Source organism: Methanosaeta sp. UBA458 (genome assembly GCF_002496085.1).
GTDB classification, from domain to species: Archaea; Halobacteriota; Methanosarcinia; order Methanotrichales; family Methanotrichaceae; genus Methanothrix; species Methanothrix soehngenii.
On sequence record NZ_DAIK01000008.1, the window covers coordinates 1 to 12112 of the forward strand.

Annotated in this window: 6 protein-coding genes; 2 read left to right on the forward strand and 4 right to left on the reverse strand. The window is 52.0% G+C overall.

The window, feature by feature from the left end; genetic code table 11:
• Together BP822_RS00530 and BP822_RS00535 are read right to left on the reverse strand one after the other, a co-directional pair.
• Window positions 1-408: triphosphoribosyl-dephospho-CoA synthase (locus BP822_RS00530; RefSeq protein ID WP_286877500.1), on the reverse strand; the 408-nt coding region annotated here is incomplete at its 3' end.
• Between the two features lie 6 nt (window positions 409-414).
• Window positions 415-1473, reverse strand: a complete 1059-nt coding sequence (locus BP822_RS00535) for a methanogenesis marker 9 domain-containing protein (RefSeq protein WP_273278752.1) — start codon at window positions 1471-1473, stop codon at window positions 415-417.
• A 159-nt stretch (window positions 1474-1632) separates the two neighbouring features.
• Between BP822_RS00535 and BP822_RS00540 the strand changes: the two genes are divergently transcribed.
• Window positions 1633-2073 (forward strand): hypothetical protein, encoded by a 441-nt coding sequence (locus BP822_RS00540; RefSeq protein ID WP_286877501.1) that lies wholly within the window; start codon window positions 1633-1635, stop codon window positions 2071-2073.
• Between the two features lie 90 nt (window positions 2074-2163).
• The gene (locus BP822_RS00545) at window positions 2164-2634 is read left to right on the forward strand and encodes a COG2426 family protein (RefSeq protein WP_013718047.1); all 471 of its coding nucleotides are present in this window, start codon (window positions 2164-2166) and stop codon (window positions 2632-2634) included.
• Window positions 2635-2666: 32 nt separating this feature from the next.
• Here BP822_RS00545 and BP822_RS00550 read toward each other — a convergent pair whose 3' ends face one another.
• Together BP822_RS00550 and BP822_RS00555 are read right to left on the reverse strand one after the other, a co-directional pair.
• Entirely contained in the window at window positions 2667-11285 is an 8619-nt protein-coding gene (locus BP822_RS00550) for a GH36-type glycosyl hydrolase domain-containing protein (RefSeq protein ID WP_286877502.1), read from the reverse strand.
• A 543-nt stretch (window positions 11286-11828) separates the two neighbouring features.
• Window positions 11829-12112 (reverse strand): hypothetical protein (locus BP822_RS00555; RefSeq protein ID WP_286877503.1); only part of this gene is annotated, 284 nt, incomplete at its 5' end.

Sequence of the window (12112 nt, forward strand, 5' to 3'; positions counted from 1 at the left end):
CCCATCATCCACCCCATCATCCGGTCCATTCTCCTGGCTCTCGTCCTGTTTCGTTTCTTGACCGTGTTCATGACCTGCTCGTTCATGACCCGCCATCCGGCCTGCAGCCAGGGCGAGAGGGATCAGTAGCACCAGCGAGCCGAAGTGGGTGTTGCTTCTCAGGTTCCAGTCCCCCCAGGCTGCCACCCCTTCCAGTATGAGTGACCCGGGGCTTCCTTCGCCACTCGCCGCCTTCCTGAAGACGGGATAAGCAGAGACTGCGCTGGTCAGGAAGTGATGAAACCGGATATCAGAAAAATCGTGGCAGCGGTCGACATTACCTGGCTTGGGACTGGAGGAGAGCTCGAAGAGCATGGCGAGAACTGCGCACTGAGCCACTCGATCCGATCTCTCTAATGACCCGCGCATATGTGATCAATGGATCTTTTGCAGGATCTTCTCTGCCAGCTTCTTTTTCAGTTCCATGTATTCCTTTTCGGAGAGCTTCGCCCTGGATAGCGCCTCGTCCCGCAGGTAGCAGGGCTTGCTGATCTTGCAGCACCAGACCAGGCTTCCAAAGCATGTGCCCTCTCCCTTCTCCAGAGGAGTTCCTTTGGCAAAAGCGAGCTTCCGGTTCACGAACTCCTCCGGGGAGAGGCCCGCTCTCTTAAGGGCGCCGAACACCGCGCAGTTCTTGACTGGAGGACAGCAGAAGGTCAGGCCGCGCAGGTCTCCGCCCGCACAAATATGCTTGGGGGCGTTGCACCAGCCGCTGAGAAGATCATATTCGAGCATGGCCCCGGCGAGCCACTGGACGAACTCGGGATCGGCTCCGCGCAGAGATACCACATCTGCCCCCATCGCCAGGAGGGTCCTGGCATCCTCAAAATCTCCCACATCAGCCAGAGCCATTATCGCCGGACCGCGAATATCAGCTGCTTTCTTGACCAGCTTGGGGCTAACTCCATTAAGGCCGCGCAGGTCGAGGTGAATCAGGTCCAGATCGCTCTCGTTGAGCTTTTGCAGCAATGTATTGGAGAGATCCTCTGGCCTGATCCTGAGGGATAGGGTGACTCCAGAGCGCTTCAAAATAGGGATAAGCTCCAGCAACCGGATGGGATCGCGAATGCTGGACATCTTCAGCTCAAGCAGGCAGAGGTTCTGGGCAGCAATTCTCGCCGCGTCCAGGAGGGGCCCATCCTCAGAGCATGTTGCACAAAGGCCGAGGGCGGCATCGCGCCTTAGTTTTTTTGCCTCTTTTTCTTCTGCGCGCTGTCCATCGTGGATATCTGGGAAGTTAGCCCTGCCCTCCCTCCATTCCCTGAGCCTCTGCTTTACGTCGCTCAGACGGGATTGGATCTGAGAAGGAGAGACGACATCAAGGTCGAAGCCATCCAGCAAGATCAAACCGACTGCATTGTCAGTCTCCGGACGGTTATTGGAAGAAATAACAGCAATGGGACTATCAATATGCAAATATCCTACTTCAACCATCAGTGGGAAGGTACTGTCGCATAAGATATCAGGCTTTCGCCTCCGGGGCCATTTATTCTGGCCATATTCCGGCTATTATACATGCCTGTTGCCCTGAGCCATCGCCTGGGCCTATGCCACCTTTATATCCGAGAAAATCCAACCACTTCCCGTGATATGATGGTGAGCTTCAAAGTAGATGCTGATGCAAGGGCTATTGTTCAGGGATCGGAGGACCAGGAAAAGTACCCCATAGTGGCCAAGGTCAAGGGCTCGGGAAAGGATGGAGCGTTGAGCATTCAGGTGGCTGGAGATGGCTCTAGCCCCATATCCGCTCGGATATCAGGCGACTCTCAAAACCCCATTGCGGTCGAGCCCATCAAGCTGGCTCCAATCACTGTGGTCCCGGATCTCAAGGAGGTCGCCCAGACGGTGGACTTTGAGTCCATTATCGGCGCCCTCACCCGGCTATCTCAGGGTGTGAAGGTGAATGTCGCCACCTCGGATGCGCCCCTTTCCATCGCTCTGGGGAAGATCCCCGTGGACCTGAGCATCTCCGTCTCCTCACCCACCCAGGAGACCGTCTTCAAGGTGGAGATCAAAGGAACTATAGGAGAGTAAGAGGACCTTCAGCAGCATGCCGCCTGAGCAGGGAAAAGATATCGGTGAGGCCGAAGCTATTGCCATTGCCAATCTTTTGAGGAAATACGGATGGTTCTCATAATTCCCTCGTGGCTGGTCACTCTCATGGTGGCTGCTCTTCCAGTATCCGAGGTTCGGGGAGCCATACCTTTAGCCATTGGATATTACGGATACTCATGGTACCAGGCATTTCTCATATCCGTCCTGGGAAACCTCCTTCCCGTGGTTCCTCTGCTTCTATTTCTGGGTCCTGTATCCGATTACCTGCGGCGTTATACCATTGGAGATAGATTCTTCACCTGGCTATTCGCTCGCACCCGCAGCAAGTATATTCAAAAGCATGAGAACTTTGGATTGATCGCCCTGATCATCTTCGTGGCCATACCCCTTCCTATGACTGGGGCCTGGACTGGCTGTGCTATTGCCTTCCTCCTGGGCTTCCGGTTCCTGCCCGCCCTTGCTGCCGTTGCGACAGGAATATTGATCGCAGCCAGTATTGTGACTGCTACGGTTATGGGGATAAAAATACTGATCTTTTGAAGATGAAGGGAGGATGAAGATCCTATCTCTCACTAGCTTATCCTTACCTCCACTAAATGCTCTTTTTTATCGTCAACGAGGTGTACAGTCCCATCGGTCTGTATAATCCCATCCACAGTCACTTCTTCCGCGGATCCAATCCGCATAACAGTGATATGATAGAATGTCTCACGATAATGATAATGTACTTTGAAGGATTTCCAGTCGTCGGGAATGCAGGGCTGAAATCGCAGCCTGTCCACTTCCAAGGTTATACCGAGCAGTGATTCCAATATGAGGCGGTACATCCAGCCAGAAGCGCCTGTGTACCATGTCCATCCTCCCCTCCCTGCATTCGGAGGGAGAGCACAGATATCTGCTGCCACGATATAAGGCTCAACCCGGTAAATTGCCACCTGATTTGGGGTCGAGCCATGCATCACCGGATTGATCAGATCCAACAGCTCCCAGGCCCGGGCGCTGTCGCCCAAAGAGGCAAAAGCCATAATCACCCATATGGCGGCATGGGTATACTGCCCGCCATTCTCTCTCACACCTGGAAGATATCCTTTGATATATCCGGGATTCAAGCTGGACCTATCAAATGGTGGCTGCAAAAGCTGTATCACAGAATTGTCCCTGTTGACCAGTCTATGATCCACTTCCTCCATTGCTTCCCTTGATCTTTCTGGGTCTCCCGCCCCGGATAGAACCGACCAGCTCTGGGGGATTGAATCTATCTGGCACTCCTCATTGGCAATGGACCCGAGTGGATCTCCATTGTCGAAGTATGCCCGCAGGTACCAATGGCCATCCCAGCCGCTCTGCCTGATATTCTCCCGCAGAGTTGCAGCCTCGCTTGCACAAAGCTCAGCAAAGGCGGAATCGCCAAAGAGATGGGCAATATCCTTGAACTTTGCGAGCACATCGTATAGGAAGAAAGCATTCCAGACGCTTTCGCCCAATCCCTGGTAGCCTACGTGATTCATGCCATCGTTCCAGTCGCCCGTTCCCATTAGAGGCAGGCCGTGCCGGCCAAACTGCAGACTGCGCTTGATGGATCTGACGCAGTGCTCATAAAGAGTGCCCGATTCCGCAGACCTGGCAGGCAGGTGGTAGCAGGAGTCTTCATCGGGAGCTAAGAGCCCACCCGTAATGAAGTGGGTGCTTTCGTTAAGCACACCAACATCTCCTGTTGTCGTTACGTAGCGATGAGCTGCCAGCGGCAGCCAGAGGCGATCATCAGAACTGTGCGTGCGCACTCCCCGTTCAAATGGTGGGTGCCACCAGTGCAAAACATCTCCTTCCACGAACTGATGGGAAGCACAGCGCAGTAGATGCTCACGGAAAATTTCCGGCTCTGCATAGATGAGAGCCATTGAATCCTGAAGCTGATCCCGGAAGCCATAGGCTCCGCTCGACTGGTAGTATCCGGTTCGCGCCCACATGCGGCAAGATAGTGTCTGGTAGAGGAGCCAGCCATTGGTGAGCACATCAAGAGCTTTATCTTCCGTCTCCACGTGCACCACGCCAAGGGTATGATTCCAGTAGCTCCAAACCTGCTCGAGAGCGGTGCGAGCGGAAGCCGATCCTCGAAAACGTTTGACCAGACTGCGTGCATCTTCCACATTCTGCCCAGCTCCACAGGTAAATATGATCTCGACATCCTCTTTATCCTGCAGATCTATTCTGACCTGAATTGCTGCACAGGGGTCCATGGCCGCACCAATCCGGTTAGATAGCGTCTCTCTGGCTAACGCAGCTGGCCTGGTCATGCTGCCGTTCTTTCCCAGGAACTCAGTCCGGTCGCCAGTGAAGCTGTTGATTTTCGTATTCACATCTAAGAAGACGATTCTTCCCGGGAAATCCGTATTGAACGGGTTTCTAGAAAATAGGGCACCGGTCCTTGGATCGATCTCTGTGACCACATGCATTCCGGTCTTGGAACGCAGGTCTCCCAAGACCTGCTCGATGTAACAGGTCAGGGAAAGCTGGCGGAAGATGCCGGATTCATTGCGAACAACAAGCCGGCAAAACTTGACTGGTGCGTCCATTGCCACATATACCCACAGCTCGGATGCAATTCCGAACTCTTTATGCTCGAAGACGCTGTAGCCAAAGCCGTGCCTGCAGGTATAAGGCGTCTTGCCCCGGGCAGGAAGTGCGGAAGGAGACCAGAAATCTCCACTCAACTCATCTCGAATGTATAGCGCTTCGCCGCTATGATCGCTTACAGGATCGTTGTACCAGGGGGTCAGACGGAACTGCTGAGAGTTTTCTGACCAGGTATAAGAGCTGCCGCACTCGGATATTACCGTTCCAAAATTGTGATTTGCTATCACATTCGACCAGGGGGCAGGTGTGACTTCCCCCGGAGCTAAGCGGATTATATATTCGCGTCCATCCTTTGTGAAACCACCAAGACCATTAAAGAAGATGAGGTCTTGGCCTGTAGATTCAATCGGCCTGTAGGTCTCGACCTTCAAGGTTTTTTCTGGCTTTAAGAGAGGCACCGGCGCGCGTGGTCTCCTTTCGCGTTTGAGCTGCTCTTCGAATGTTCCCCGATAATCGGTGAATATGGCACTGGCCACGGCCTCCATCAGGACTCCGGCCTCTTCAGATACCTGGTCATCTTGTATTACATAAACTCCACCAAATCGCTTCGGATCAAATGCACTTGTGCTGACGGAGATCAGACCCATAATTTCATCATAAAGCTCCTGCCGATATCCCGAGCTATCCTCATTCCAGATCACCAGATCCACGACAATCCCCATCATCTGCCAGTAGGCATGAGCCCTCAGGAACTCACGGGCGAGATTGATATTAGACCGATCTGTGATCCGAAGGAGGACAATTGGGAAATCGCCTGATATGCCAAAAGCCCACAGGCCTGACTGGCCAAGCTGGTTTTTCATGAGAACGCCCGAGCCTGCCCGCCAGTTTGAGTTGGGATAGATTATTGCGCTGGCAAGGCGCATATAAAGGTGAACATCGCCATCTGATATGTTGAGCTGCTGCATGATCATTTGATTGTGGGTCCAGGCCAGATTATGTACGCGCTCGGCCATTCGTACGTCATGGTATTTTTCGATCAGCTTAATGGCTTCATCTTCCGTCTCTGCAATTCCGGTGATGAAGTTCACCCGCATTGTCTCGCCTGGATCTATCGAAACTATGCACCTGATGGAGACTATCGGATCCAGGACGGGGCCCTCGCTATTTGATAGACTCGCCGTTCCTGTCATTGCCACAGGATCGGCGACGTCTCTTCCTCTGCCTATGAACCTGGACCTATCCGTCTCAAAAGAGATTGAATCATCGGCAACATTCTTCGACGCCATCATATGCAACATCCAGGGCGTCTTCTCATCCTCAGACCTCGGTCGTCGAGTGCACAGGATAGCAGAATTTTTGGGCAGGATCTTCGTCTCCACGAATAGGTTGCTGAAAGCAGGATGAGTCGCGTCAGCGGCTAGGGCCGTAAGAACGACCTCTGCATAGCTTGTCAGCTCAATCTTCCGCTTTGCAGATGAACGGTTGGTGAGACTTATGGTCCTTAACTCAACGTCGTCCTCAGGCGAGACTACAATTTCGCTACGGGCATCAATCCCCCAAATCATTGACCGAATCTCTGCCTTCGATCCCTCGAATATGACCTGATAAGTCCTTGAATCTCTGCATGCAGGCTGATATCCTGCCGACCAGAAATCATTGTTCTCCAGGTCACGGATATAGAAGAACTGTCCCTCATTATCCAGGGTAGCATCGCCATGCCAGCGGGTGACTGCAATATCCTTCCACCGGCTAATGCCTGCGCCAGAACCGGTGATCATCACGTTGTAGTTGCCATTGGAGAGAAGATGCACATTGGGAAAGGCACTGCTCGGATCACTGAAGACGCGCACAGAGCCTTTGCGCTCAAGCATGCCCGCCCTCCAGATTGATGACGATGCCTCTGCAGCATGAGGATAAAATGCCTTGGCCAGAGGAATCTTTTCCTGAAGAAGCAGATCTGCAGCCTGGAAGATGGGATTGGCCATGAATCTTCTTTGCATTGGCCGGTCCAACAGGACATAAGCCAAAGAGAGAAGGCTCATCCCTTGATGGTGAGACATGAAGGACTGGACTATTGCGCTTCTCTGATGCTGGGCCAGACGGGATGGGGTATAATCGATAGCTTCATAAAAGCCATATTCTCCCAGATAACCCTCATCTGCCAAACGCTTCAGATTGACGCAGCTCTCTTGAGGAAGGACCATCAGAGCCATGGCGGAGGCATAAGGCGCTACTACCAGGTCGTTGGCCAGCCCACGTTTCAGTCCAAGGCCCGGGACTCCGAAAGCCCTGTATTGATAGATCTGATTGACATCTACGACACTATAGCCAGATTCTGAGATGCCCCAGGGAACTTTTCGTTGTTGTCCATATTCGATCTGCCGCTTGACTATCGATATGCAGGTCTGATCAAGAAGGGTGTTTCCATAAGTCGGCATAATCAATAGCGGCATGAGATACTCAAACATTGTCCCACCCCAGGAAAGCAGAGCGAAATCTCCCCCTGCTATGGTGAGCATGCGACCCAGAGCAAACCAGTGCTCCTGTCGGAGCTGACCCTGGGCAATGGCCACATAGCTGCATAGTCTGGCCTCGGATGCTAAGAGGTCGTAGCAGCTCTCATCAAGCTCTAAGTTCTCGATATTATAGCCGATAGAAAGAAGCCGACGCGAGTTATTGAAGAGGAAATCATATTTTATTTCTGCCAGTTCGCCGCAGGTCTGAGCAAGCCATTCAATAGACGCAATTCTCTCGTCTGCACGCCTCCTGGCGTCAGTTGTCTTTGACCTCAGCTCCTCTAGCCAATCTCGTTCCTCCTGGCAGTCTTCTACAAAGCACCTGCTGATCTGATCTATAACGCCTGCCACCTTTTCTGACACTCCTGGGACCTCTCCTAAAGATGGAATATAGTTATGTCCGAGAAGCTCAGCTTCCAGCTCGCTTCTCTTTCCCGCCAGCTCATTTGATTCATGCTCCGGGATTTCCCCGGGAATTGGATGCTCCAGTATCCAGATGGGCAGCATGAGCCAGGGGGCAAGATAGATCAGATCACTCTTATGATCCCGGAGCTGCCGCTTGTAAGCTCTAGCCCACCACAACAGATCGCTATTCTCTTCTCGCTCAATAAGGCTTATCATCGATGCCGTTGCTTTTGCTTGCCGGTCCAGCAACTGCCAGGCCGCAGAAAGGTTCTCTGGGGGCGAATGAATCTCAGATTTGAATCGATCAATCTGTTCGAGCACCTGGAATGGTGCAATTCCTTTCTTGTCCTCTGCTGACTCGCCGCCCCTGGTGGCTGCATCCTTCAATATCTGCAGAGTATCCTCCAGACCGCAAAATGCACGATCTGACAGAATTTTCTGATCTATTAGCTCGAGCTGGCCCTGCTCTAAGGTCAAGAGATGACCCGCCAGGTTACCGCTATCAACAGTTGAGATATATCTGGGCATCATCGGCTTTAATTTTTTAATATCATACCAATTATAAAAATGACCCTGAAACCGTTCCAGGTTTTTCATTGTATTCAGGGCACTAGCATTCCGCCTTATCAGCCTTCCCGCAGAGATATAGCCGAAATCGTATGCTGTCAGGTTCGCTAGCAGTGACAATCCCATATTCGTAGGCGAGGTGCCATTCGCCACCACAGAGCGCGGATTCTCTTGATAGTTGTCCGGCGGAAGCCAGTGGCTTTTAGGCGTAACGAATGTCTCAAAGAACCTCCACGTCCTTCTGGAAAGCTTGCGCAAAAAGAGCGTCTGATCTGGGCTCAATTCTGCCCTGGGCGTATCCAGGGGTAGGCTTATCCACCAGGCAACAACAGGGGCGAGGATCCAGGATGCCAGCAGCGGCCAGCTAGTGCTCAGCAGACCAGGACGCCAAAACGCGAGATAAGATATCAGGCTGATAGCTACTGCCGGGGCTATCCACATCGATCTGTAGAATCCACTCAAATTGCTCTGGCTGCGGTTTTGGGCGCTGCCTGAGGTGTTCCATTCCAGGAGTCGCTTATGGGTGAATAGCATCCGCCCTCCGGTGCGCACAACAGCATCAAGGCTGAAGTATGCCTCAAAAGGCAGAAATATCAGGCTGAGAGTTGCCTGTGCCAGATATCTGGCAATTGCCCTCCCCGCATAATGCAGATGCTTGTATAAAAAGAGCCCTTCTGACTTGCTCAATATAGTTCTGATGGAAGCCAGCACAGGCAGAGCAAGAACTGCTCCTACTACCATAGAGGTCCAGAAGATGGGGTGCTGAAGGGCTACCCATGCCAAGAGCAGCAAAGAGATCTGGGCAGGCGCCACCAGACTTCGCCTGAGGTTATCGAAGATCTTCCATCGGGATAGCCCTGAGATTGGATTGTCCATGACCATGCCACCTGGACCTGGCACGCGCGTGAGAAGCCAGCTGGCAATCTGCCAGTCTCCCCGGATCCATCTATGCCGCCGGCTAACGTCTGAGGCGTAATGGTAAGGATAGTCCTCATAGAACTGGACGTCGCTGACCAGTGCCGCTCTGGCGTAGCTTCCCTCCAGAAGATCATGGCTCAGGATCAGATTCTCTGGAAAGCGTCCGCCTAGTGACTGGGAGAAAGCATCCACGTCGTAGATCCCCTTTCCAGTAAATGATCCTTCCCCGAAGATGTCCTGGTAGACGTCCGAGACCTCTCGGGTGTAGGGATCAATTCCCGGCTCTCCTCCAAAGAGCTTCACAAACCGCGATTTTTCTGCTTCATTCATGCCTGAGCTCAGGCGAGGATGGAGTATACTGTAGCCTTCGACGACATATCGCTTATCCTTATCGAATCTGGGGTGGTTGAGGGGATGGGCCATGGTCTCCACAAGAATCCGGGCAGATTCGAATGGCATCATGGTATCTTCATCAACTGTAATGACATATTTTACTCCGGGGAGGATTGATACGTCGCCTGTTATCACAGAAAAGCTGTTTTCGGATCCGCCTCGCAATAAAAAGTTTAGCTCCTCGAGTATGCCTCTCTTTCTCTCATAGCCCCGCCAGATCTCCTCATCAGAGTCCCACCTGCGCAAACGGGGAAAGAGAAAGAAGATGCTCTCATGGTACCTTTCATTGAGCGCCTCGATTCCCTGGCGGGCCCTCTGCAGCAGGTGCTCATCCTCTGGCATAATCTCCTGCTTGGCATCGACCAGGTCGGTCAAGAGGCCGAAGTGAAGGTTGTGATCCCGGTTTGCCAGGTATCTGATCTCAAGCCCCTCCAGCAGGTCATCGATCTTTTCAGGACTGGACAGAACTGATGGTACCACCACCAGTGTCCGCATCTCATCGGGAATTGCTGAGGAGAAGTCCATTCTAGGCAGAGCATGTGGACGGACAACCATTGTTGCCAGCCAGTTAACCAGCCCTACTACAGGACTGCTTATGCAGATCACCAGCAGAATAAAAGCCAGGATTTGCAGCCATCCGAGTGATCCAAGGGTATGAGCATGTGTCAGTACTGTGATCATGATGAGTGCAGTAATAAGAGCTATGGCGCCGATATAGAAGAGCAGAGGGAACCTGAGCATGGTACTGTTGAAGGACTCGATTAAGGACAGGCTCAAATCCGCCTCTCTCTCCAGATAAGGCAGGCCCTTGTCGATCAGATAGAAGCCAACATGCGCACTTCTATCGTCGATACCCCTGGCCGTGGCACTCTCCCGGGCCAGATTTGCTGCTTTATTGGCGACATCTTCTTCAGTCAGCAGGCTGCGCTTTGCAATGCTCTCCACTGCATGACGGTAGCGATCCCGCGTAGCAAAATCCATCTTGTCATATGTGCCTGCAGGATCGGAGCGGAGTGCCTTCTCGACAACGCTCGTTCCCTCTACAAATCGTTTCCAGTCCATGGAGTCAAGAAAACGAAAGCTTGCGATGCTATTAGCAATGGAGACCTTATCAGCAGGCGCCTGCTTTATATCCTCCTGGACCAGATGTCCGATTGACTTTCCTGTTTCGGAGAGACGCTCTTCAATCCAGAATAGAGGGAGAGTCATAGCCTGTCCCTGTCCCTCCAGCCTTTGGGCAAATTCGGTTACAAATGCACTGGACAAAGGAGGATCCGACTGGGCCAGATCAGCCACTGCAATAATCAAGCCCTTAGGCTCTATCTCTGCCGTCTTGATGATCTGAACCGCCCAGCGATTGGCCAGATCGCGGTCGATCCTGTCTTGAATGATTCGCAAAGAAATATTTCGCAGGTTCTCGATCAATGCCAGGCGGAGCATGATCGCAACTGCCCAGAGCTCGCCCAGATTTAGAACTGATTTTGTCTGATAAGCATCCACAAAGCGCTTCAGGCTTTCTGCATCCACCCGGCCATCGGTACGAGCAATTAGCTCTTTGGCAATATCATAAATGCGCGGGTAGCCTGCCAGCGATCCATTAAGCATATGTGGCAGCTCTTTGCTATAACCCTTGGGCAGATGCTGCCTGGCCATGAGAATCTGCTCTTCCATCATATAGAAGTTGTCCAGAAACTCCTCTGAGGCAGGCGTAATCCTGAGATTCGCCGCCACCGCTCTGGTCAGCAGCTCGTTTGCCTTGAGAAGGATCGCTTCGTTCTCAGCCAGCCTTGGCAAGAGCAAATCCTTGCCAGGCATGGGGTCAACCTCATGGCGTTCTGCGAGCTCCGCTGCATGGCCTTCCAGCTGGCGGGTGCTTGACAGCTCGGATCGTTGTTGCTGCTCAGAATTAAGCAGAAGTGGTGCAGTAGTGCTGTCGAAGCGCGCTCTAAGGCGACTTACTGTTCTATAAATTCGATTTTTGCTCTGAATCAATTCTTGACACCTGGTTTGGTTTGCGGAAGCTCGATTCTGTTTATTGCATTGCAGTCTGGATATACCTGGAGAGAAGATCTCAGAATTCTAAATGAATAAATGGGTTCAATTAGAGTCCCGGATGGGAGTGCTGGCGATTTATCGAATGCCCATTTTGCATAGATATTTGCGCATTATTGCATTAGTATGTTTCTCTTACACTGGATCTTATGTACCGAGATGATAATAGACCACGATTCCATATAAATTGATTGCAAGCTGGCCTTGAGGCCTGGCCATTGCAGGCTGATGATTTTTGCCATCAAACAGCACTCAGCCACCAAGCCCTAAGGAAGGGATATGCCTCGGGCCGATCACTGCCGTTTTTCAGAACCCGGAAATCATCCAGGCTCTCTGGTCGGACTGATTTGACTGCCCAATCGGAACTATGGTTGCTTTTTTTAGACTCCATAAAATAGTGCGCAATTGTTTCAGGGGTTTCATTTTAGATGATACCTTTGTAAAGGCAAGTCCTCTGCAAGAAACCTGATTCGAGCCAGAATACTTCTCCAGGCGGATGAAGGGCACCATGATGTAATACGTTAAATAAATATATATGAATAATAATAGATAATTTTGAACCGCCATTGAAATATAAATGGATGCTCGCT